Source organism: Mesorhizobium sp. M0870, from assembly GCF_040319775.1.
In the GTDB taxonomy this organism is placed as follows: Bacteria; Pseudomonadota; Alphaproteobacteria; order Rhizobiales; family Rhizobiaceae; genus Mesorhizobium.
Map to the genome: position 1 here is coordinate 26964 of NZ_JAMYOI010000034.1, position 23591 is coordinate 50554.

Here is a 23591-nt window from a genome sequence, read left to right on the forward strand (position 1 = left end):
AGGCCGGGCAACCGGCCTTTTTCATGTGCGCTTCAAGCGGGCTGCCGATCAGTCCGCGCCATCGTCCTCGGGTGCGCTTGCCGGCTGGCGCCGGCCCATGATGATTTCGCGTTTGCCGACATGGTTGGGTGTGCCGACCAAACCTTCCTTTTCCATACGCTCGACCAGGGACGCGGCGCGGTTGTAGCCGATGCCGAGGCGGCGCTGGATGTAGGACGTCGAGCACTTCTTGTCGCGCACCACCACCTTGACCGCCTCGTCGTAGATCGCGTCGCTGTCTTCGGCTGCAATGGATCCCTTGTCGAAGACCGCGCCCTGGTCTTCTTCGATTTCTTCCTCGTCCTCATCGGCCGTCACGGTTTCCAGATATTCGGGGCGCCCTTGCGCCTTGAGATGCGCGACGACATGCTCGACCTCCGCGTCGGAAACAAACGGCCCGTGCACGCGGGAAATGCGCCCGCCGCCCATCATGTGCAGCATGTCGCCCTGGCCAAGCAATTGTTCGGCGCCTTGCTCGCCCAGGATTGTGCGGCTGTCGATCTTCGATGTCACCTGGAAGGAAATCCGGGTCGGGAAGTTGGCCTTGATCGTGCCCGTGATGACATCGACCGAGGGGCGCTGCGTTGCCATGATCAGGTGAATGCCGGCAGCGCGCGCCATCTGCGCCAGACGCTGGATCGCGCCTTCGATCTCCTTGCCGGCGACCATCATCAGGTCGGCCATCTCGTCGACGATGACGACGATGTAGGGCATCGGCGCAAGGTCGATTTCCTGCTGTTCGAAAAGCGGTTCGCCGGTGCCCTTTTCGAAGCCGGTCTGCACGGTCATGACAACCGTCTCGCCCTTGTCGCGGGCAGCGGCGGCACGCTCGTTATAGCCGTCGATGTTGCGCACACCGAGCCGCGCCATCTTGCGATACCGGTCCTCCATTTCGCGCACCGCCCATTTGAGCGCCGTCACGGCTTTCTTGGGGTCCGTGACGACGGGCGTCAGAAGATGCGGGATGCCGTCATAGACAGAGAGTTCGAGCATCTTGGGATCGACCATGATCAGCCGGCATTCTTCCGGCTTCAACCGATAGAGCAACGACAGGATCATGGTGTTGATGGCGACCGACTTGCCGGAGCCGGTGGTTCCGGCCACCAGCAAATGCGGCATCTTCGCCAGCTCGGCGATGACCGGCTCGCCGCCGATCGTCTTGCCGAGACAAAGCGCCAGCTTGCAGCTGGTCTTGCGAAAGCCTTCCGATTCGATCAGCTCCCGGAAATAGACGGTTTCGCGCATCTCGTTCGGGAGCTCGATGCCGATGACGTTGCGGCCAGGCACGACGGCGACGCGCGCCGAAATCGCCGACATGGAGCGGGCGATATCGTCTGCAAGCCCGATGACGCGAGAAGATTTGACGCCCGGCGCCGGCTCGAACTCATAGAGCGTGACGACCGGGCCTGGGCGAACATGAATGATCTCGCCACGCACGCCGAAGTCCTCGAGCACGCTTTCCAGCAGATCGGCGTTCTGCTCGAGCCGCTCCTGCGACATGTAGAAGCCTTGTCCCTCCGGTGGCTGCTGCAACAGCTCTTCCGAGGGAAGCTCATAGGGATCGCCTGCGGTTGACAGCACGACCTTTCCAGCCCCAGGCAAGCGCGCGGAGCGGGCGCCAACGGCCCTGGCAGGGACGTTCACACTTGGCGCGGCCGACACGGAAACGGCATCGCTTTTGGCGGCTGGGATTGCGACAGCCTGGACCGGCGACGGCGCATTGCTCGCCGGCACGCCAGGTTGGGCGACGGTCCGGTTCGAATTGGCCGGCCAAACATCCGGCAACGGCTTCAAGACCTGGCCCGGAAGGCAGTCGATGACACGAAACAATGCGGTGGCATCGGTCCCTGTCGTCGGGCGAATGTCGATCGGCATAGTGGTCACTGGCGCCACGGCGACCGGTGCAGGCGACGCTGGACCGGTCTGCCGGGCCGGCGACGAAACGTCGACCAGATAGGGTGCCATGGCCTCGAAGAAGGCATGATCCGAAAGATATGGCCAGCGCAGCCTTTCGGAAGTGGTCGTTTTGGCGCCCGGAGCAACGGACGCACGCGCGGATGCCCGTGCCGTAGCGACCGACCTCGGCAGCACCGGCGCAACGGCTGGCACCTTCTCCCTGGCGCGCCCCGGGGCAACAAAAGCAGCAGCCGGCGGTGATGACCCTTGCGAGGCGTGGCCGGCCAGCGGCTGGGAAGCAGGGCTTTTCACCGAAGCCGGCAATGCCAGTAGCGAAGGCGCGGAGGACGCCCCGCCGACCACGGATTGAGCAACGGCTTGCTCTGCTGGGCGCGTCGCGGCGTGTTCGACAACACGCTCGTGCGGCGGACGATGCTTCCTGGCCTCATAGTCCGGCGTGCGTGTAAAACGCACGTTGGGTGCAAGGAAGAAATATTCCTGCCAGGCAGGGCTCTCGATATCGCCGATTTTCGAAGGCGTATCGTCCGAGCCACCCCGCGGCTCCATATAGGGCCGCTTGTTGCCGCCGAGATCGACCACCGGTGCGGAATAGCCGGCCCGGCGTGTGGTGGGCTGCCGGCCGTCCGGCTCCTTGCGAGCCGGACGATCAAGGTCGCCTGCCGCGGAAGAACTTCGCTGACCACCCCTGTCGCCGATGCTCTCCAAGCGCTTCCCCTCGGGGCCATCAGGCAATGCAGCCGTCGATAAATTGACCCGGGAAAAACGCTTGGCTTCCATTCTCAAGACTCACTTTGAAATGTCTGCCGAGCAATAGGGAGCGAGTGGTTAACAGTTGCTTCCCGGATGGATCGCCGACCATCCTGGGCACCAAAATCTTCGTGGTGGTCTGCGACCGACACGGCACGATCGTCGTCTCGCTGCATCCACGCTGGTGGCGCGATCTACTCGCCGTGCCGCAGCAGATCGATGGGTCTTCGGACAATCTCTGTTCGAGAATCTGGTCATGATCCCGCGATCACCCCATCATGCCTGGAGCCAGACCGTTTCCGTGGAGCGATGAGGTGCGCTAGCCGGTCTTGCCGTGCCGGACAAGGTCCTGGGCAATGGACAGCTGCAGCGCTTCCGCCAACTCTCGCGCAGCGCGATTCTCGGCGTCGATCTGCGCCCGGTATGCGGCGAATTCCTGACGCGGCCTGTCGAAGGACGAGGTGATCGAACGCTTGCCGGATGCGATCACCACGCCGGTCTTCGCATCGGCCAGCGTATAGCTGCCGGTCAGCGTCACGGAACCGGCGGTCGGTTCGTCTTCATCCGTTCCGACCTGCACGAGTGCCGCGGACTCGACCGCTTCGGTCACGCCGAGATTGAGCGAATATGCCGGCGAGGCCGGCTCGCCGGCGCCTCGTCCAAACCCGAAAATCAGATTGTTGCGCACCTGTTGGCCGTAACGCGTATTGACCGGCTTGATGCCGATCAACGCCAGTTCGGCACTGGCACTGGCCTGCGAACCCGACAGTGGCGCGCTCGAATAGAGCGGCCGCACCGTGCAGGCCGAGACAAGCGCGAGCGAACCTATCAGGCCGGCAAGCGCTATGCGGCGCAGCAAATGGCTCAACTCTGTCTTTTCCCGATCAGGCAACGACATTGACGATCCTCTGCGGCACGATGATCACCTTGCGCGGAGCCTTCCCTTCGAGTGCTTTCTGCACGAAGTCGAGAGCCAATACCGCTTTTTCGACCGCACCTTGGTCCGCGTCGCGGGCAATTGTCAAATCCCCCCGCTTCTTGCCGTTGACCTGTACCGGATAGGTGACTTCGTTGTCGACGACCAGCGCCGGATCGAAGACCGGCCAAGGCCGTTCGGCAACGAGATCGGTGCCGCCAAGCGCTGCCCAGCACTCCTCGGCCAGATGCGGCATGACCGGCGCTATCAGATGCACGAGAATCTCCACCGCCTGCCGGCAGGCGCCTTTCAGCGCTGCATCGGCCTTGCCATCGGCCACCTCGTTGAGCGGCGTGGTCAGCGCGTTGGCCAGTTCGTAGATGCGGGCGATGGCGCGGTTGAAGGCGAGCTTCTCGATATCCTCTCCGACCGCCTTCAGGATCTTGTGCGCGGCCTTGGAAACCACCGCGGCCTCACCGCTGCTGGCCGCCACGGGCTTGATGCCGGCCAGTGTTTCGGCCGCCGTCGACACCAGTCGCCAGATGCGCTGGATGAAGCGATGCGCACCGGCAGCGCCATCGTCGGTCCACTCGACATCGCGCTCGGGAGGAGAATCCGACAGCATGAACCAGCGCGCCGTATCGGCGCCGTAGCCATCGGTGATGTCTTCCGGGCTCACCGTGTTCTTCTTCGATTTCGACATCTTTTCCAGCGGACCGATGGTGACGGCCTCGCCGGTGGCGATGTCGATGGCGCTGCGCTTGCCGTCGACATCCTCCAACCGAACTTCGGTGGGCGCCAGCCAGCGGCCATTCGATGCCGAGCCGACGCGATAGGTTTCGTGCACCACCATGCCTTGCGTGAACAGGCCCTTGAACGGCTCGGCCAGATCGACATGGCCGGCCTCGCGCATGGCGCGGGTGAAGAAGCGCGAATAGAGCAGATGCAGGATCGCGTGCTCGATCCCGCCAATATACTGGTCGACCGGCAGCCATTCGTTGGCCGCCTTGGGATCGGTCGGTTCATGCGCCCACGGCGCGGTGAAGCGGGCGAAGTACCACGACGAATCGACGAACGTGTCCATCGTGTCGGTTTCGCGCCGCGCATCCCTGCCGCATTGCGGACATTTCACATGGCGCCATGTCGGATGCCGGTCGAGCGGATTGCCCGGGCGATCGAAATCGACATCGTCGGGCAGCTTCACCGGCAGGTCCGCCTTCGGCACCGGCACCACGCCGCAAGCCTCGCAATGGATCATCGGGATCGGACAGCCCCAGTAGCGCTGGCGCGAAATGCCCCAGTCGCGCAGGCGGAAATTCACCTTGCGCTCGGCCATCGGCCGGTTGCCGATCGTCTTCTGCTCCAGCAGTTTGGCGACCTCGTCGAAAGCCTGATCCGGCTTCATGCCGTCGAGAAAGCGCGAATTGATCATCACGCCGTCATCGACATAGGCTTCATCGATGATCTGGAACGTCGCCGGATTCTCGCCTTCCGGCATCACCACCGGAATCACCGGCAGGCCGTATTTGTTGGCGAAGTCGAGGTCGCGCTGGTCGCCGGACGGACAGCCGAAAATGGCGCCGGTGCCGTATTCCATCAAAACGAAATTGGCGACATAGACAGGCAGCGTCCAGTTGTCGTCAAACGGATGGACGACGCGGATGCCGGTGTCGAAACCCTTCTTCTCAGCTGTCTCCAGCGCCGCCACCGAGGTGCCCATATGGCCGATATCCTCGATGAACTTCGCCAGCGCCGGATTGTGCGCAGCGGCCTTCTTGGCCAACGGATGATCGGCGGCGACAGCCATGAAGGAAGCGCCGAAGATGGTGTCGGGCCTTGTCGTATAGACTTCCAGCTCATGCTCGCCATCAGAGGCGTCGGCCAGAGGCCAGCGGATCAGCAGGCCTTCCGAGCGGCCGATCCAGTTCTGCTGCATCAGCTTCACTTTTTCCGGCCATTCGTCGAGGCCGTCGAGCGAATCCAGCAGATCCTGGGCGAAGTCGGTGATCTTGAAGAACCACTGCGTCAGTTCGCGCTGTTCGACCAGCGCGCCCGAGCGCCAGCCGCGTCCATCGATGACCTGCTCGTTGGCGAGCACGGTCATGTCCTCCGGATCCCAGTTGACCTTGGAGGATTTGCGCGTCACCAGCCCCTTCTCGACAAAATCGAGGAACAGCATCTGCTGGCGGTGGTAATAGTCGACGTCACAGGTGGCGAATTCGCGCGCCCAGTCCAGCGATAGGCCCATGACCTTGAGCTGCTCGCGCATGGTGGCGATGTTCTGGTAGGTCCACTCCTTGGGATGGACCTTGTTCTGCATCGCCGCGTTTTCGGCCGGCATGCCGAAGGCGTCCCAGCCCATCGGATGCAGCACGTTGAAGCCCTTGGCCCGTTTGTAGCGCGCCACCACATCGCCCATCGTGTAATTGCGGGTATGACCGATATGGATGCGCCCCGACGGATAGGGGAACATCTCCAGCACATAGTATTTCGGGCGCGGATCGTCATTGTGCGCTTCGAACAGCTTCTTGGCGTCCCAGGCCTTCTGCCATTTGGGCTCTGACGCGCGCGGATTGTATCGTTCGGTTGCCATGGGACGTTTTTCACTTAAAAGCAGGCGCGAACTGCGGGCGATGGCTCGGCAGTTCAGGGAATGTGGTCCGGGTGTTCACCATGGTTTGGCAAACCCGTCAACCATATGGGTATCGCGTCTGACAAAAACGCCGGTCAAAACAGCAGGATTTGCATATGGGTGACGCCGTTCAGCAATTTTTCGCGGTCAAGGCGAAGATCGCCGCCGCCGAGCGCGAGGCCGGCCGCGAAGCCGGCGTCGTGACGCTGGTCGCGGTCTCAAAGACCTTCGACGCTGCCGACATCGGCCCGGTCATCGAGGCCGGCCAGCGCGTCTTCGGCGAGAACCGCGTGCAGGAGGCGCAAGGCAAATGGCCTGATCTGAAGGACGCATTTCCCGACATCGAACTGCATCTGATCGGCCCGCTGCAATCCAACAAGGCCAAGGAGGCTGTGGCGCTGTTCGACGTCATCGAGACGATCGATCGCGAGAAGATCGCCGCCGAACTGGCCAAGGAGATCGCCAGGCAGGGCCGCGCACCGAAGCTCTACGTCCAGGTCAACACCGGCTCCGAGCCGCAGAAGGCAGGCATCGAGCCCCGCGACGCCGTGGCCTTTGTCGCCCGCTGCCGCGACGTGCATGGCCTCGCCATCGAGGGCCTGATGTGCATCCCGCCGGCCGATGAGAACCCCGGCCCGCACTTCGCGCTGTTGGAAAAGCTCGGCAAGGAAGCCGGCGTCGCCAAACTCTCGATGGGCATGTCTGGCGACTACGAGACGGCGATCGCCTTCGGCGCCACCAGCGTCCGCGTCGGTTCGGCGATCTTCGGCAGCCGATAGTTCCGATGCACAGACCGGTCTCTAGTCGCTAAATTCCAACATATTCGATTGGCTGCAGGCCACCACACCTTCGTCATCCTAGGGCGGAGCGACGCGAAGCGGAGCGCAGACCCTAGGATCCATGCCGTGACGACAAGGAAAATGCAGCGGTGCAGAATTCTGTTCCGCTGCATTCTTCGGCAGATGTCGCGGGATGGATCCTCGGGTCTGCGCTGCGTCGCTGCGCTCCTTGCTCCGCCCGTGGATGACGACGAGAGAGATGTTTATCCCGAGGTTTGCGATCTGCCGCCGAAAGAGGCTTATAGATTCTCGCTGCCAATAGCTTCCAACCCATGTCGAGGGACTAGCAACACATCTGTTCGAGCGGAAACCCTGCCATGCTTCAACGGCATCTGGTATATGACTAGCGAAGCCATCTAGCGAGTAGTGCCCTTGAACTGGCATCTTAAGGACGCGAAGAACAATCTGTCGAAATTCGTACGGCAGGCGCGGGAACAAGGGCCACAAACCATCACGGTGCGCGGAAAGCCAACTGCTGTCGTACTCTCCCCCGAGAACTACGACCGACTGGTCGGCGCAACACCTTCGCTTGCGGAATATCTTCTCTCAGGTCCCGTGTGGGATGACGACTTCGTCGAGGAGGTCAATCGCCGCCCGAAGACGAAGATCCGAGTTATAGACTTATAATCCGCATACTCATGCGAACCTCGTTCGGTGAATGCAGCGGGCGCTTTCTGATGGCGGCATTAGATGCGGTGAGGGGTTATAGGCCAACTCGGCGGGCTCGTTGAGCCAGCAATTGGAAACGAAACGTACCGTTCCTATTTGCTTTGCGTCATCACAAACTCTCTGGAGCCGCCACCATGCGTTACAATCAGCTTGGAAATACGGGGATGTTCGTCTCCGAAATCTGCCTCGGCACCATGACCTTCGGTGCTGCCGGTGAAAATGCCCAATGGGGCCTGATCGCCAGTCTCGACCAGAGGGGCGTCAACGAGATCGTTGCCCATTCGCTCGCCGCCGGCGTCAATTTCTTCGATACGGCCGACGTCTACTCCTTTGGCGAATCCGAACGGCTGCTCGGCCAGTCGCTCAGGGATCTCGGCGTGAACAGGCAGAATGTGGTCATCGCCACCAAAGCCCACGGCGCCATGGGCGACGGTCCGAACCAGCGCGGCTCTTCACGCGGCCACATCATGGATTCGGTCGATGCCAGCCTGAAGCGGCTGCAACTCGACCATATCGATCTTTACCAGCTGCACGGCACCGACACCGTGACGCCGATCGACGAAACGCTGCGGGCGCTCGACGATCTCGTTGCCAGCGGCAAGGTTCGCTATGTCGGCGTCTCCAACTGGGCGGCATGGCGCATCGCCAAGGCGCTCGGCATCGCCGAGCGCAAGGGCTTTGCCCGTTTCGAGACCGTGCAGTCCTACTATTCGATCGCCGGCCGCGACCTCGAGCGCGAGATCGTGCCGCTGCTCAACGAGGAGAAGCTCGGCCTGATGGTGTGGTCGCCGATGGCCGGTGGCCTGCTCTCCGGCAAGTACGGCCCCGGCGCGCCCGGCAATGGCGAAGGCCGCCGCGCGTCCTTCAACTTCCCGCCGGTCAATGAGGACCGTGCCTGGGCGACCGTTACCGTCATGCGCGAAATCGCCAAAAAGCATGATGTCAGCGTCGCCACGGTGGCGCTCGGCTATGTCCTGGCCAAGCCCTTCGTGATGAGCGTCATCATCGGCGCCAGCCGCATGGAGCAGCTGGAGCAGAACCTTGCCGCGACGGAAGTGAAGCTCGACAGCGACGATCTGTTTCGTCTCGACGAGGTCAGCGCCCTGCCGTCCGAATATCCCGGCTGGATGCTGGAGCGCCAGGCAGCGGGCCGCCGCCCGGCGCCGTTCACGCCGAAAGCATAAATACAGCCCACGCTGACATCCCGGGAGCCGTGGCTCCCGGGATGTCAGGTCAGCCGGACGCTCTCACCCAGAAAATCGAGAAAGGCACGCACCCGCGCCGGCAGATGCCGGCCCTGGCCGACATAGACGGCGTGGGTGGGCTCCTCGTCACCGGGATTGAATGCCTCCAGCAGCGACACCAGCCGACCGGCGGCGATATCGGCCGCCACATGCCAGTGGGCCAGCCGGGCGACGCCCGCGCCCGCCAGCGCCATCAGCCGCATCGCCTCGCCATCGCTGACCAGCGTGTTGCCGGTGATGGGAACCATGATGGCGCGGCCGTCCGCGTCGAGGAACGGCCAGCCATCGATATGCCTGACGAACCCGAAGCCCATGCGGTTGTGCCTGTCGAGATCCGCTGGCGTCAGCGGCGTGCCGTGCGCCTCCAGATAGGAAGGTGCTGCAACGACGACCACCGGGCTTTGCCCGAGCTTGCGCGCCACCAGCCGTGACTCACTCAGCGGCCCGGCACGGATGGCGACATCGGCCCGTTCCGCCATCAGGTCGATGACGCTGTCGGTCAGCACCAGATCGACTGAGATTTCGGGGTAGCGTTCGAGGAACCGAGGCAGAAGCGGGATCAGCCGGTGCACTCCGAAGGGCACGTAGCTGTTGACGCGCAAACGTCCGCGCGGTGAAGCACCCGCCGCTGCCTCCTGCTCGGCCGCCGCCATGTCGGCGAGGATGCGCAGGCCGCTGTCGTAGAAGGCTGTGCCTTCCGGCGTCAGTTGCAGCTTTCGCGTCGAACGGCTGACCAGCCGCGCGCCAAGCCGGGCCTCCAGCCGCGCGATCAGCTTGCTCACCGCCGATGGCGTCATGCGCAAGGCGCGTGCGGCAGAGGAAAAACTGCCTTCCTCGACAACGCGCACGAACACTTCGATCTCACCGGAGCGATTGATGTCGGGTCTGGCCATTTGTGAATCTATTTCACAGAAAATGTGCCCAAGGCAAGTCTGGTTCACAATGCGTCGCAGCACGATCTCACGGGTCGGGGCGCGGGACGGCGCTCTTCCTCATCGAAGTGGAAATCGCCATGCCTCTTGCTCTTTACGCCCTTGCCGCCGGTGCCTTCGGCATCGGCGTCACCGAATTTGTCATCATGGGTCTGCTGCTCGATGTCAGCAAGGATCTCGGCGTTTCGATCACGGCCGCCGGCCAGCTCATTTCGGGCTATGCGCTCGGCGTCGTCATCGGCGCGCCCCTGCTGACCATCGCCACCGGCAACTGGCCACGCAAGACCGTGCTTCTGGCGCTGATGGCGATCTTCACGCTTGGCAATCTCGCCTGTGCACTGGCGCCCGACTACTGGACGCTGATGGGCGCCCGCATCATCACCGCCTTCGCCCATGGCACCTTCTTCGGCGTCGGCTCTGTCGTCGCCACCGGGCTGGTCGCGCCCAACAGACAAGCCTCGGCGATCGCGCTGATGTTCACTGGGCTCACCATCGCCAACATCCTCGGCGTACCCTTCGGCACCTGGCTCGGCCAGGCCTTCGGCTGGCGGGCGACCTTCTGGGCGGTGACACTGGTCGGTCTGGCGGCCTTCGCCGTCATCCTGGCTCTGGTGCCGCGCAGCCGAACAGCGCCCGAAAAGAGCGATCTGCGCGCCGATCTCGCCGTTTTGCGCCGCACGCCTGTCCTGCTCGGTCTTGCCACCACCGTGCTCGGCTATGCCGGTGTCTTCGCCGTCTTCACCTATATCGCGCCGCTGCTGACCGAGATCAGCGGCTTCAAGGAAGCGGCCGTGTCGCCGATCCTGCTCGTCTTCGGTGGCGGCCTCATTGCCGGCAACTTGCTTGGCGGCAAGGTCGCCGACCGCTGGCTGGTGCCGGCCGTGCTGGGCAGTCTCGTGGTGCTGGCCCTGGTGCTCGCCACCATGACCTTCGCCATCCACAGCCAGGTGATGGCCGTCATCTATGTCGGTCTGCTCGGGGCCGCCGCCTTCGCCACCGTGGCGCCGCTGCAAATGTGGGTGCTGGAAAAGGCACAAGGTGCCGGCCAGAGCCTCGCCTCGTCCTTCAACATCGCCGCCTTCAATCTCGGCAATGCGGCAGGTGCCTGGCTTGGTGGTGCGGTGATTGCCCATGGCCTTGGCCTGGGCTCACTCACCTGGGTCGCCGCCCTGCTGCCGCTCGCGGCACTCGGTGTGGCGGGGCTGGCGCTGCGTCTCGATCGCACCGCCACGCTCGGCGAGCCTGCCTCCATCCGGTCGTGACCGTCCTCTGCAAACCCGCTTTCCACACCCTTCATTCCACAGGAGCAAAAAGATGGACTACCGACGTCTCGGTGCATCGGGCCTGAAAGTGCCCGCACTCTCATTTGGCGCGGGAACCTTTGGCGGTTCCGGCCCGCTGTTCGGCGCCTGGGGCAACAGCGACGCCAGGGAAGCGCGGCGGCTGATCGACATCTGCCTGGAGGCCGGCGTCAATCTGTTCGATACTGCCGACGTCTATTCGAACGGCGCCTCGGAAGAGGTGCTTGGCGAAGCGATAAAAGGCCGCCGCGATGCCGTGCTGATCTCGACCAAGACCGCGCTGCCGATGGGCGATGGGCCGGCCGACTATGGCTCGTCTCGGTCGCGGCTGATCAGATCCGTGGATGATGCGCTGAGGCGCCTCGGCACCGATTACATCGACCTGTTGCAACTGCACGCTTTCGACGCCGGGACGCCGATCGAGGAGGTCTTGTCGACGCTGGACGAACTCGTGCGCGCCGGCAAGCTGCGCTATGTCGGCGTCTCCAATTTCTCCGGCTGGCAGGTGATGAAGTCGTTGGCGCAAGCCGACAGCCAAGGCTATCCACGCTATGTCGCGCATCAGGTCTACTATTCGCTGGTCGGGCGCGACTATGAATGGGAGCTGATGCCGCTCGGCCTCGACCAGGGCGTCGGCGCGCTGGTGTGGAGCCCGCTTGGCTGGGGCCGCCTGACCGGCAAGATCCGCCGTGGCCAGTCCTTGCCGGAAAAGAGCCGGCTGCACGACACGGCAAGCTTCGGACCGCCGGTCGAGGACGAGCATCTCTATCGGGTGATGGATGCGCTCGATGCGGTGGCGCTGGAAACCGGCAAGACCGTGCCGCAGATCGCCATCAACTGGCTGCTGCAGCGTCCGACTGTTTCCTCCGTCATCATCGGCGCCCGCAACGAAGAACAGCTGCGCCAGAACCTCGGCGCCGTCGGCTGGAATTTGACGCCGGAGCAGATCAGGAAACTCGACGCGGCAAGCGAAGTCACCGCGCCCTACCCGTACTTCCCGTATCGGCGGCAGGAAGGCTTTGCCCGGCTCAATCCGCCGGTGGTGTGAGCACTGGCGTTGAAGCTGCCAATCTCCCCCCTTGCGGGGGAGATCGGTTGTACCGCGTTCAGTGCAGCACGAACTCACCATCCACCTTGCGCCATTCATTCGGCGCGATCAGCTTCTGGTGGGTGTAGCTGATCGAATGCAGCGGCCCGTCCAGCTTGGCCTTCCAGAACTCGATGAACTTGATCAGTACCGGAAATTGTGGCGCCAGATCGTAGTCCTGCCAGATGAAGCTCTGCAACAGATGCGGATGATCGGGAAAGTGATAGAGAATCTTGGCCGTGGTCAGGCCATAGCCTTTGAGCATCAGGTCCATTTCGGAATGGTCGCGCATGGCAGTCCCCCTTGGGCGGTCCTGGTTGAGTCTCCTTTCCTCCCAACGTCAGAGTGTGCGCGCCGTTGCTTAACTGTCTATTGATTTTTCCTGATCGAAAACGGGTTTTCCGCGCGAAAACATGCAGTTAGCAGCGACGCTGATCGAGTGCTGACAGCGGCGGGAAAAACACCTGCGGCATCCCGCCGCGCGAATCCAACGTCTAATGTTGCCGTAACGGCGGAACTGGTAATAATGCCGCCGAATTCGCGGCCGTGCCGCTGCGATCCCGCCGACATTTCAAGCCGGCGATTGGTTCGGGAGGAAAGTCAGGAATGTCCGAGGTTCATGTCCATCGCGTCCAGCCGGCGTGGAAGAAAAACGCGCTGATCGACAATGACACCTACCTGAAATGGTATGCCGACAGCGTCAAGAACCCGGACAAATTCTGGGGCAAGCACGGCAAGCGCATCGACTGGTTCAAGCCCTACAGCAAGGTCAAGAACACCTCCTTCGACGGCAAGGTCTCGATCAAATGGTTCGAGGACGGACTGACCAATGTCTCCTACAACTGCATCGACCGGCACCTGAAGAAGCGCGGCGACCAGACCGCCATCATCTGGGAAGGCGACAATCCCTACGACGACAAGAAGGTCACCTACAACGAGCTCTACGAGCATGTCTGCCGGCTCGCCAATGTGATGAAGAAGCACGGCGTCAAGAAAGGCGACCGCGTCACCATCTACATGCCGATGATTCCGGAAGCGGCCTATGCGATGCTGGCCTGCACGCGCATCGGCGCCGTCCATTCGATCGTCTTCGGCGGTTTCTCGCCGGATGCGCTGGCCGGCCGCATCGACGACTGCAAGTCGACCTTCGTCATCACATCAGATGAAGGCCTGCGCGGCGGCAAGCCGATCCCTTTGAAGGAAAACACCGACAAGGCGATCGAGATCGCCGCGAAAGCCGGAACGAAAGTCGAAAAGGTGGTGGTCGTGCGCCGCACCGGCGGCAAGACCGGCTGGGTTCCCGGCCGCGACGTCTGGTACCACGACGAGATCGCGACGGTGAAAGCCGAATGCAAGCCCGAGAAGATGAAGGCCGAGGACCCGCTGTTCATCCTTTACACATCGGGCTCGACCGGCAAGCCGAAGGGCGTGCTGCACACCACCGCCGGCTATCTCGTCTACGTCTCGATGACGCACCAATATGTCTTCGACTACCATGACGGCGACATCTACTGGTGCACCGCCGATGTTGGCTGGGTCACCGGCCACAGCTACATCGTCTATGGCCCGCTCGCCAACGGCGCCACCACGCTGATGTTCGAAGGCGTGCCGAACTATCCGTCGCAGTCGCGCTTCTGGGAAGTCATCGACAAGCACAAGGTCAATATCTTCTACACCGCGCCGACGGCATTGCGCGCGCTGATGGGCGCCGGCGATGCGCACGTAAAGAAGACGTCGCGCAAGTCGCTGCGCGTGCTGGGTTCGGTCGGCGAGCCTATCAATCCGGAAGCCTGGGAGTGGTATTTCAACATCGTCGGCAACGGCAAGGTTCCGATCGTCGACACATGGTGGCAGACCGAGACCGGCGGCATCCTGATCACGCCGCTGCCGGGCGCCACCGACCTCAAGGCGGGTTCGGCGACACGGCCCTTCTTCGGCGTCAAGCCGCAGCTGGTCGACAGCGAGGGCAAGGTGCTGGAAGGTGCGGCCGACGGCAATCTGTGCATCACCGATTCTTGGCCCGGCCAGATGCGCACCGTCTATGGCGACCACGACCGCTTCGTGCAGACCTATTTTTCGACCTACAAGGGCAAGTACTTCACCGGTGACGGCTGTCGCCGCGACGCCGACGGCTATTACTGGATCACCGGCCGCGTCGACGACGTCATCAACGTCTCCGGCCATCGCATGGGCACGGCCGAGGTCGAATCCGCACTGGTCAGCCACGACAAGGTTTCGGAAGCCGCCGTCGTCGGCTATCCGCACGACATCAAGGGCCAGGGCATCTACTGCTACGTCACGCTGATGGCCGGCGAGCAGCCTAGCGAGGAACTGCGCAAGGAGCTGGTTGCCCATGTCCGCAAGGAGATCGGCGCCATCGCTTCGCCCGACAAGCTCCAGTTCGCGCCCGGCCTGCCGAAGACGCGTTCCGGCAAGATCATGCGCCGCATCCTGCGCAAGATTGCCGAGGACGATTTTTCAGCGCTCGGCGATACCTCAACGCTCGCGGATCCGGCCGTCGTCGATGATTTGGTCGCCAACCGGCAAAACAAGAAGAGCTGATGATGCAGGCCGCGCTCGGCACTGTCAGTGAACTCTGGCGCTATCCGGCGAGTTCGCTTGCCGGCGAGCGTCGGGAAACAATCTCGGTCGATATCGAGAGCATCGAGGGCGACCGCATGTTCGGCCTCGTCGACGCGTCCGACAATGAGATCGCGCGACCGGACCGCGACCCGAAATGGCACAAGGTGCCGCGCATCCGCACCCGGCTGTCGCCGACCCTGGAACTCGAGATTGCCGTTCCCGGGGACAACTGGCTGGCTGCGCCAAGTATCGAGAGCGACCGCGCGGTGTCGGCCTATCTCGGCTTCGAGGCCTCGATCCGACCGTTTCGCCGCGAGAATGCCGGACCTGACTATTCCGGCCCGCTGACCGCGGAGCGCTACCGCAAGGCGCCCATCCATCTGTTGACCACCGCCTCGCTGGCACGGCTCAAAGCGTTGCATCCGGAAGGGGTCGCCGACCCACGCCGCTTCCGCCCCAACATCGTCGTCGACATGACGGCAATCGAAGGGTCGTTTCCGGAAACGGAATGGATCGGCCGCAAGCTTGCCATCGGCGATCTCCTGCTGACTGTCTCCGAACCCTGCCGCCGCTGCGGTTTCACCATCGTCGCCCAGGATGGCTTCGACCATGATCCGGCGATCCTGCGCAACCTGGTCCGCCACAACGCCCACAATCTCGGCGTCTACTGCACGATCGACCGGCCGGCGCGCGTCGAAGTCGGCGACGCGATGCGCTTCGTGTAAGCTATCGATACAGATCTGCCCGCGTCGGCGGCAGGCCGCTTGGGCCGCGCGCGCGCTTGGTGACGACGGTCTGGAAAATCTGTGCCGAGGCACGTTCGAAGGTGATCGAACAGCCGGTCAGGTAGAGCAGCCATAGCCGCGCCCTGGCCTCGCCCACCTCGGCGATAGCCTCGTCGAAACGCGCGTGCAGGCGCTCGGCCCACAGGCGACAGGTGCGGGCGTAATGCTCGCGCAGATTCTCGACGTCGTAGACCAGGAAGCCGTGCGCCTCGAGATTGCCTGTTGTCATGCCGATCGTGTCGAGTTCGCCGCCGGGGAAAATGTATTTGATCAGCGCCTTGAACTCCGGCCCCTTGCGCAGGGTCTTCTTCATGTCGCCCTTGCTGCGCCTGGTGATGGCGTGATGCAGATAGATGCCGCCGGGCTTCAGCAGGCGGTGGACAGTTGAGAAATAGGTCGCGTGGTTGGCGAGCCCGAGATGCTCGAACATGCCGATCGACGAGATCTTGTCGAACGAGCCGGTGAGTTCGGCATAGGATTTGATCTCGATGGTGATGCGGTCCTCCAGACCCTCGGCGCGGATGCGTTCACGGGCAAGATTGGTCTGGGCCTGCGACAGCGAGACACCGTGGCCGATGACGCCATAGTTCTTCGCGGCATGGATGAGCATCGCTCCCCAGCCACAGCCGATGTCGAGCAGTCGTTCGCCAGGCTTCAGCCGGAGCTTGCGGCAGATATGGTCGAGCTTGTCGATCTGCGCTTGATCGATGCTGTTGGCGAAATCCTTGAAGTAGCCGCAACTGTAGACCATGCGCTCGTCAAGGAAGAGCCGGTAGAAGGCGTTCGAAATGTCATAGTGATGCTGGATCGCCTCCTGGCTCGAACCGCTGACATAGGGATTGCGCCCCGACAGATCGGTCCGCGCCGTCATCTGCCTGCGTGCCAAAAGCACGGAAGGCAGGTCGCGCAGGATCGCCATTTTCGGCAGCGATTTGAGCTTGGTTCTGAGCTTGCCTTGCGACGGCAGGGCGTAGAAGTCGAAAAACGTCCCGTCTTCGATATCGATCGTCTTGGAAATCCACATTTCGATCAGCGTCGACAGGGATGGTCGCTTCACCACCTGCCAGACGATGTCCTGGTCGTTGATGGTGAGCACTGGACCCGTGGCGGGGCCGATCCGCTCCCCGGTCCACAGCCTGACGGCAAAGCCCGGTTTCAGCGTCTCGACAACCGTCCGCACGATCCGCGCCGCTCTCTCGGCTGCCTCCATGCATCCCTCCCACAGGGGCCGACCCGGATTGCCGGCTCGGCTCTATGCCATGATCTTGCCTGCCCGGCCGACAGCCCGCAACCCAGTGTCGTGCCAAAAGCACCTTCCCACTTTTTCAAACCTGCGCCTTGTCTTTTGCTGCAACGCACCCCATCATGAGTATGTGTTCAACAAATCGAAAGGAGGTGATCCGATGTCGAGTGATTTCGTTTTCCAGAACGTGGCCTCAGCGGATTGCACTTTCGGGAAGCAGTCTTCCCGTTAAGGCGCGAAATGCGCGGCGGGTGACCTCATAGGTCATCGCCATAGGGCCGCGCCACGGACGGAAACACGGAAGGCCGCCGGCTTCGAAAGAAGCGGCGGCCTTTTCCGTTTGCGGACTAGACTACTGGGTCAATGCGACCTTTTCGGTGTTGCGGATGATTTCCTGAAAGGCGGCATCCAATTCTGCTCCGGTGGACACCTCGAAGAAATGTCTCTTGGCGGCGGAGGCGTCCTTCGATGAACAGTCCTTCAGCACCGCCTTTGCCTGGTCCCGCTCGGTTGCCGACATGTCCTTGTTGTTCAGATCGAAGCCGATGGTGAAAATCTCGATGCCGTCATTTTTCATGTTGCCGCACAGCGTTCCGGCGTTGCCGCGCGCAAGGTTGCCCTGGCTGTTGTAGCTGTCCCCAGCACCGGCGAAGGCGGTATTGAATTGGCCATCGGTCATCAGGATCGCGACCTTGGCGATCTTCTTCGGATCGGCGTCCGAGGCGCCTTTGCCGAGACCGGCATTTCTGATCGCAGTGCGCCATTGCGGCGACAGCATATAGTAGGTCCACTGAATGGCGATCGCGCCGGCCGTGTAACCATCGGCCTGGAAGTCCTCGATCGATTCAAGCAATGCATCGGAATCGGCGGTCAGCGGGATCACTTCCGCATCAGGGCACCTGTTCATGTCCCCGCCGAGATGATCGTCCCGATTGACCAGGGCATAATATTTCTTGCCTTCCTTGTCGGTGCGAACCGTGTCTGGGCCGTCGGCGCTCATATCCGCGTTGCCGTTCTTGTCCTTGCGCTCCGTGGCGCAGTTGTCGGGATGTGGCATCGCCGCGCCGACGATGGAGATGTACTCGCTGAAGGAGGGCAGCAGATTTTTGCCCGTCTTGGCGACGAGAAGCGGACTGCCGGCGACGGGTGGCAGTTCAGAGCTCCCTTGCTTCTCGGCATAGACGTTTTCCGCCAGCTTGCCGGCGTTCACACCTGATGCGTAAGGCACAATCGCGACGCGGATGCGGGGGTTCTTCGGATCCTGGTTCTGCAGCATCGTCCGGACGGCGTTTTTTGCAGCAGCTTTCAGATCGCCGATTTTGTCGACCTTGCCGCGCTTCCTCATCGACCCGGTCACATCGAGCATCATCGCCACTTCGATGGTCTTGTCCGAATAGAGCGCCGTCGTGGAGGCGGCGACGCGTTTCATGTCGCCCGTGCCAAAAATCGGGAAATACAGCCCGACATCGACATGGGCGTCGGCCTGGACCGTCTTGGCAGTCCTGTTGACGATCAGCTTGTCGAGTACGATCTGGTCGGCCTGCAGAATGCCTGCCTGGCTGTTGGCGTCGAGAAAGGCCTGCACCGATTTGTTGGCATCGGCTTCCTTGATGACACCGGTCGTCAGGTCGCGTGCCGTCGACGTGACCGCGGCGTCGACCACGCCCTGAAGGCTCGTTTTCGCATTGTAGAGCTGCGATACGTTGACCGAAAAGCCCACGGCCAGCGCCAAGACCGAGGCGCTAAGGCCGAACAGGACTGCGAAATTTCCACCGCGATCCCTGGCGAACCCGCCAACCGCGTGAACAAGACCCCCGTAATTTCGCATCCTACAGCCTCCACTCGCCTCGGCCTCGTCGCCGCGGAAAGGGCAATGCAGGATTCCCGCCGGATGACGCCCTAGCTGGGCGGAGAGCTGGCTTTCCAGTAGCAAGTCGCTGTTTTTGTTAAACTTTGGAACCAACAAAGGTGAACGGCTGGTAAACGGGAACGCACCATGGCGCTGGCGTTTACCAGCCGCTTACCATGATCTGGCCCGAGGCACCGCGACGCCGTCGACGGCGTCCTGTTGCGGCACAAGCTCACTGTGCCGAAGCGGACCATGTGTCCCGAAAGTTGCGGCCCGGAGAAAACCTCCTGACCACCCTGGAGCAGTTGCAACGGTAGGCCTCGCGACTACGCCAGCATCTGTGCGCTGACGGTCCTGTCGATGCCGTGGTAGGGCGGGTTGAACAGATTGCCTTCCTGTTCGTAGGTCCACACCTTGAACAGGCTGAGCCGGTGGGGGCCGAAACTGTGCAGCAGCGGCACGTCGGTGGCGTCGCGGCCGCGGGCGATGACGATACGGCCGGTTCTCGGCGTGTTGTGGCGAGGATCGAACGTGTACCATTTGCCGTCGAGGAACACTTCCAGCCACGCCGAGAAGTCCATCGGCGCCGGATCGGCTGGCACGCCGATATCGCCGAGATAGCCGTTCACGTAGCGTGCCGGAATGTTCATGCAGCGGCAAAGCGTGATCGCCAGATGGGCGAAGTCACGGCAGACCCCGACGCGCTCCTCATGCGCCTGCGCCGCGGTGCGGGTCGAGCGCGCATAGCCATAGCCGAACGACAGCCGGTTGTGGACATAATCGACGATCGCCTGCACGCGCGCCCAGCCGGACGGGATGTCGCCGAAGAGCTCCCAGGCCAGGCTGCTCAGATGATCCGTCTCGCAATAGCGGCTGCCCAGGAGATAACCGAGAACTTCGTCGGGCAGGTCCGCCACCGGCACTTCCCTGGCCAGCGTGTTGACCTCGTCCGTCTCGCCGCTGTCCTCGACGACCGCGTCATACAGGATGCGAAAACCACCGGCGGGTGCTGTGAAGCGCCGGCAGGCATTGCCATGCAGGTCATGGTACAGCCTTGTCGGCACCGCGGGCGAGGTCAGCACCCGCGTCTGCCGCTTGATGTCGGCCTGCCTGTCCCGATGGATCTCGAGCACTGAAATCACCGGCGTGGCGGCTACGCATTCGATGGCGATTTCGTAGCCGAGCCGGATCAGCATCGTTGGTCCCCCTTCGATCGTTGTTGTGAGAAGCAGTCCTTCCCAAACGCCCGGAGGATACCGCGGTTCCCTGGGCCGATCGAAAAGCCCACCCCGTGTCTTCCCCTGCCGCGGTCGAGGGGTTAGGTTCGGCAACCCCACCAGCGCTCCCCGAACTCAAGGAAAATCATGTATTCAGGCAGAAACTTCGCGGCCTTCCTCTTCGACATGGACGGCACGCTCATCAATTCCATCGCCTCGGCGGAACGGGTGTGGAGCGATTGGGCACGCCGCCAGGGCCTCGACGTCGCCGCCTTCCTGCCGACGATCCATGGCGTGCGCGCGATCGAGACCATCACCGGCCTGGCGCTGCCGGGCGTCGATCCGGGACACGAGGCTGATCTGCTGCTGAAGGCCGAGGCGGCCGATCTCGATGGCATTCTCCAGATCGCCGGCGCCGTGGCATTTCTCGATTCGCTGCCGCCCGAACGCTGGGCGATCGTAACCTCCGCCCCACGTGAGCTGGCGCTGTTGCGCATGAAGGCCGCCGGCATCCCCGTGCCGGGCGTCATCGTCGCGGCGGAAGATGTCTCCCGCGGCAAGCCGGCGCCCGATTGCTTCCGGCTTGGCGCGGAACGACTCGGCGTCGACGCGCGCGATTGCCTCGTCTTCGAGGATGCTCCAGCTGGCATCGCGGCAGCCGAAGCGGCGGGCGCGGCGGTCATGGTCATCAGCGCCACGCACAAGCACCCCTTGCCAACGCAACATGCCGCGATCGCAGGCTACGACATGGTCGGCATCACGGTCGACGAGCGTGGCTGGATCGCGCTCGAGCCGCAGCGCAACGCTGCGTAGGGAGGCATCTAGAAGTCGCTGGTCAGGCCCTTTACTTCCCAGTCGCCGTAGCGCCCTGGCTCCTTGCCGCCGCGGCCGCCGATCTCCTTCGGCAGCGCGACCTCCTTTTCGCGGTAGTCTTCCCGCCGCGCTGCGGCCTCGGCCAACGCACGGCGTGCGGCCGGCGCTAGCTCTCTTTGCGATGCCGCTTCGGCAGGAGCGGCGCCTGTTTTACTGATTTCGTCGGTCATGCGATAATCTCGGTAGATTGAGTCCAGTCAGCAGATTGAGTCCAGTCAATTGAAACAGGAACTGGCGTTTCCCATCATATAGCCATGAACCCACGACGATCGACCCCTTTTCGCTATCCCCCGGACAGGAGCAGACGATGAACACCATCCGCACCGCCATGCTTCTTGCCGCGATGACCGCGCTGTTCATGGGCGTCGGCTTTTTGATCGGCGGAACCGGCGGCATGATGATCGCGCTGCTGATCGCCGCCGGCACCAACCTGTTCAGCTACTGGAATGCCGACAAGATGGTGCTGTCGATGAACCGTGCCGTCGAGGTCGATGAAAGGAACGCGCCCGAATATTACGCCATCGTCCAGGCAATGGCCAAACAGGCCGGCCTGCCGATGCCGAAGACCTATCTGATCGACAACCCGCAGCCGAACGCCTTTGCCACCGGCCGCAATCCGCAGAATGCGGCGGTGGCTGCCTCCACCGGCCTGTTGCAGGCGCTGACGCCTGAAGAGGTCGCGGCGGTCATGGCGCACGAGCTCGCCCATGTGCAGCATCGCGACACGCTCACCATGACGATCGTCGCCACCTTTGCCGGTGCCATCTCGATGCTCGGCAATTTTGCCTTCTTTTTCAGCGGCAACCGCGACAACAACCCGTTCGGCTTTGTCGGCGTGCTGGTTGCGATGATCGTGGCTCCGTTTGCAGCGATGGTCGTGCAGATGGCGGTCAGCCGGACCCGCGAATACGAGGCCGACCGGCGTGGCGCCGAAATCTGTGGACACCCGCTCTGGCTGGCATCGGCGCTTGACAAGATCGCCCGCGGCGCCGAACGCATCCGCAACCCCGATGCCGAGCGAAATCCCGCGACCGCGCATCTCTTCATCATCAATCCTCTTCACGGCGAGCGCATGGACAGCCTGTTCTCCACCCACCCCGCCACTGAGAACCGCATCGCAGCCTTGCAGGCGATGGCGCGCGACATGGCCGGCAGCGAAACCCGGGCTGCACCGCGCCAGGCCCCAACGTCACGCCAGGCGGACGAACCGCGGCCATCCGGCCCATGGGATCAGGCAGCGCGGCCCGAGCAGCCGGCGGAGGCCGCCAAGCCCAAATCCAACCCGTGGGGTCGCAATCCGACCGGGCCCAAGGGCCGATGGTCGTGAGCGTGGCGGACAGAGGACCACGACGCACAGTTTCAGGTGATCAGGAACACAGGGACGGCGGCGACTTCGTTGCCGGCCTCGCCGCCCGCAAGGCGGCGGCGCGCCTGCTTGCCGCCGTCATCGACGCCAGGACGCCGCTTGATGGGCTGACCGATCACGAAAACGGCCACCCGCAATACAAGGCGCTCGACTTGCGCGATCGCGGCCTGGTCCGCGCCATCCTGGTCACCGCGCTGCGCTATCGCATGACCATATCAGGGCTGCTGGCGCGGCGCCTGGAAAAACCGCTGCCGCCCAATGCCACCGCTTTGTCGCACATATTGCATGTGGCAGCGGCACAGATCCTGTTCCTCGATATTCCCGACAGCGCCGCCGTCGACATTGCGGTGACCCATGCCAAGTCCGATCCGCGCACGGTGCGTTTCTCCGGCCTCGTCAATGGCGTGCTGCGCACACTGGCACGGGCCAAGGAAACGGAACTGCCTGCCGCCCTTGCCGCCACCTACGAAGCGCCCAAATGGTTTTCCGACCGGCTGAAGACCACCTACGGCAACGAGAAGGCCAGACAGATCCTCGAAGCGCATCGCGTTGAGGCGCCGGTCGACTTCTCGGTCAAGGCCGATCCCGGACTCTGGGCTGAAAAACTCGGCGGCATCGTCCTGCAGACAGGCACGGTGCGGGTCGAGAATCTTGTCGGTCCTGTCACTGAATTGCCCGGCTTTGCCGAGGGCGCCTGGTGGGTCCAGGACGCCGCGGCCAGCCTGCCCGCCCGGCTGTTCGGCGATGTCACGGGATTGCGGGTTGCCGATCTCTGCGCCGCGCCCGGCGGCAAGACCGCGCAGCTGATCGTTGCCGGCGCGAAGGTCACCGCTGTCGACACGTCAAAAAACCGGCTCGTGCGGCTGACGCAGAATCTCGACCGTCTCGGCCTGTCTGCCGAAATCGTCCAGGCCGACCTGCTCAAATATGAGCCGGAAGAACTCTTCGACGCGATCCTCCTCGACGCGCCCTGCTCGTCGACCGGCACGGTGCGGCGGCACCCCGACGTGCCATGGACCAAGACTTCGGCCGATGTCGAAAAACTGGCCGACCTGCAACGCAGGCTGCTCGCCCGCGCCGTCACGCTGGTGAAGCCCGGCGGCACGATCGTCTTTTCCAACTGTTCGCTCGATCCGCTCGAAGGCGAGGATCTCTATCGCGTCTTTCTGGCCGGCACGCCTGAAATCACCAACGATCCGTTGCAGCAAGGCGAGATCGCCGGCATCGATCCATTCCTGACGCCGCAAGGCACGCTGCGCACCACGCCCGCCGACCTGGAGCTCGGCGCGCCGGAACGCTCGGGCCTCGATGGTTTCTTCGCCGCTCGCATGCGGCGGGCCGGCTAGGGATTG

General features: G+C 63.1%; 20 protein-coding genes. 11 read left to right on the forward strand and 9 right to left on the reverse strand.

What is annotated here, in order from left to right; all coding sequences use genetic code 11:
• Window positions 1-48: 48 nt before the first annotated feature.
• Entirely contained in the window at window positions 49-2733 is a 2685-nt protein-coding gene (locus NKH97_RS28640; protein ID WP_352799240.1) for a DNA translocase FtsK, read from the reverse strand.
• Between the two features lie 44 nt (window positions 2734-2777).
• On the opposite strand from NKH97_RS28640, the gene NKH97_RS28645 reads away from it, so the two are divergent.
• Window positions 2778-2963, forward strand: coding sequence for a hypothetical protein (locus NKH97_RS28645; protein WP_352799242.1), 186 nt, complete (start codon window positions 2778-2780; stop codon window positions 2961-2963).
• A 59-nt stretch (window positions 2964-3022) separates the two neighbouring features.
• Here NKH97_RS28645 and lptE read toward each other — a convergent pair whose 3' ends face one another.
• Together lptE and leuS are read right to left on the reverse strand one after the other, a co-directional pair.
• The gene (lptE, locus tag NKH97_RS28650) at window positions 3023-3601 is read right to left on the reverse strand and encodes an LPS assembly lipoprotein LptE (protein ID WP_023811749.1); all 579 of its coding nucleotides are present in this window, start codon (window positions 3599-3601) and stop codon (window positions 3023-3025) included.
• Window positions 3588-6212 (reverse strand): leucine--tRNA ligase, encoded by a 2625-nt coding sequence (leuS, locus tag NKH97_RS28655; RefSeq protein WP_352799244.1) that lies wholly within the window; start codon window positions 6210-6212, stop codon window positions 3588-3590. Before leuS ends, lptE begins: the two co-directional genes overlap by 14 nt.
• Before the next feature lie 155 nt (window positions 6213-6367).
• On the opposite strand from leuS, the gene NKH97_RS28660 reads away from it, so the two are divergent.
• From NKH97_RS28660 to NKH97_RS28670, 3 genes are all read left to right on the forward strand, one after another.
• Window positions 6368-7030: a YggS family pyridoxal phosphate-dependent enzyme gene (locus NKH97_RS28660; protein ID WP_128304066.1), complete on the forward strand. Its 663-nt coding sequence runs from the start codon at window positions 6368-6370 to the stop codon at window positions 7028-7030.
• 432 nt (window positions 7031-7462) lie between these two features.
• On the forward strand, window positions 7463-7717 hold the full coding sequence (locus tag NKH97_RS28665) for a type II toxin-antitoxin system Phd/YefM family antitoxin (protein WP_023811747.1): 255 nt from the start codon (window positions 7463-7465) through the stop codon (window positions 7715-7717).
• Between the two features lie 176 nt (window positions 7718-7893).
• Window positions 7894-8943 carry an aldo/keto reductase gene (locus tag NKH97_RS28670; protein WP_352554305.1) on the forward strand — a complete coding sequence of 350 codons (1050 nt, stop codon included), beginning with the start codon at window positions 7894-7896 and terminating at the stop codon, window positions 8941-8943.
• A 44-nt stretch (window positions 8944-8987) separates the two neighbouring features.
• Here the strand turns inward: NKH97_RS28670 and NKH97_RS28675 are convergent, their stop codons facing one another.
• On the reverse strand, window positions 8988-9896 hold the full coding sequence (locus NKH97_RS28675; protein ID WP_023811745.1) for a LysR family transcriptional regulator: 909 nt from the start codon (window positions 9894-9896) through the stop codon (window positions 8988-8990).
• A 119-nt stretch (window positions 9897-10015) separates the two neighbouring features.
• Here NKH97_RS28675 and NKH97_RS28680 point away from each other — a divergent pair, with 119 nt between their 5' ends.
• Both NKH97_RS28680 and NKH97_RS28685 read left to right on the forward strand, forming a co-directional pair.
• A complete protein-coding gene (locus tag NKH97_RS28680; protein WP_128304068.1) occupies window positions 10016-11197 on the forward strand; it encodes an MFS transporter in 1182 nt (393 codons plus the stop codon).
• A 52-nt stretch (window positions 11198-11249) separates the two neighbouring features.
• A complete protein-coding gene (locus NKH97_RS28685) occupies window positions 11250-12284 on the forward strand; it encodes an aldo/keto reductase (protein WP_128304069.1) in 1035 nt (344 codons plus the stop codon).
• Window positions 12285-12342: 58 nt separating this feature from the next.
• Here the strand turns inward: NKH97_RS28685 and NKH97_RS28690 are convergent, their stop codons facing one another.
• Window positions 12343-12615 carry an usg protein gene (locus NKH97_RS28690; RefSeq protein WP_109664371.1) on the reverse strand — a complete coding sequence of 91 codons (273 nt, stop codon included), beginning with the start codon at window positions 12613-12615 and terminating at the stop codon, window positions 12343-12345.
• Window positions 12616-12929: 314 nt separating this feature from the next.
• On the opposite strand from NKH97_RS28690, the gene acs reads away from it, so the two are divergent.
• Entirely contained in the window at window positions 12930-14885 is a 1956-nt protein-coding gene (acs, locus tag NKH97_RS28695) for an acetate--CoA ligase (RefSeq protein WP_352773042.1), read from the forward strand.
• Window positions 14886-14887: 2 nt separating this feature from the next.
• Complete coding sequence (locus NKH97_RS28700) at window positions 14888-15631, forward strand: MOSC domain-containing protein (RefSeq protein WP_352555461.1); 744 nt, start codon at window positions 14888-14890, stop codon at window positions 15629-15631.
• A gap of 1 nt (window position 15632) precedes the next feature.
• On the opposite strand, the gene NKH97_RS28705 is transcribed toward NKH97_RS28700, so the two are convergent.
• From NKH97_RS28705 to NKH97_RS28715, 3 genes are all read right to left on the reverse strand, one after another.
• Window positions 15633-16901, reverse strand: coding sequence for a class I SAM-dependent methyltransferase (locus NKH97_RS28705; protein ID WP_352441020.1), 1269 nt, complete (start codon window positions 16899-16901; stop codon window positions 15633-15635).
• 385 nt (window positions 16902-17286) lie between these two features.
• Window positions 17287-18762 carry a TadE/TadG family type IV pilus assembly protein gene (locus tag NKH97_RS28710; RefSeq protein ID WP_352750632.1) on the reverse strand — a complete coding sequence of 492 codons (1476 nt, stop codon included), beginning with the start codon at window positions 18760-18762 and terminating at the stop codon, window positions 17287-17289.
• Between the two features lie 347 nt (window positions 18763-19109).
• Entirely contained in the window at window positions 19110-19979 is an 870-nt protein-coding gene (locus NKH97_RS28715) for a transglutaminase-like domain-containing protein (protein ID WP_023811738.1), read from the reverse strand.
• Window positions 19980-20147: 168 nt separating this feature from the next.
• Between NKH97_RS28715 and NKH97_RS28720 the strand changes: the two genes are divergently transcribed.
• Complete coding sequence (locus tag NKH97_RS28720; RefSeq protein WP_352722559.1) at window positions 20148-20813, forward strand: HAD-IA family hydrolase; 666 nt, start codon at window positions 20148-20150, stop codon at window positions 20811-20813.
• An 8-nt stretch (window positions 20814-20821) separates the two neighbouring features.
• Here NKH97_RS28720 and NKH97_RS28725 read toward each other — a convergent pair whose 3' ends face one another.
• Window positions 20822-21043, reverse strand: a complete 222-nt coding sequence (locus NKH97_RS28725) for a DUF1674 domain-containing protein (protein WP_023811736.1) — start codon at window positions 21041-21043, stop codon at window positions 20822-20824.
• A gap of 137 nt (window positions 21044-21180) precedes the next feature.
• On the opposite strand from NKH97_RS28725, the gene htpX reads away from it, so the two are divergent.
• Window positions 21181-22200 (forward strand): zinc metalloprotease HtpX, encoded by a 1020-nt coding sequence (gene htpX / locus NKH97_RS28730; RefSeq protein WP_352722561.1) that lies wholly within the window; start codon window positions 21181-21183, stop codon window positions 22198-22200.
• Window positions 22191-23585, forward strand: coding sequence for an RsmB/NOP family class I SAM-dependent RNA methyltransferase (locus tag NKH97_RS28735; RefSeq protein ID WP_352722562.1), 1395 nt, complete (start codon window positions 22191-22193; stop codon window positions 23583-23585). The genes htpX and NKH97_RS28735 overlap by 10 nt, the downstream gene beginning before the upstream one ends.
• Window positions 23586-23591: the final 6 nt, after the last annotated feature.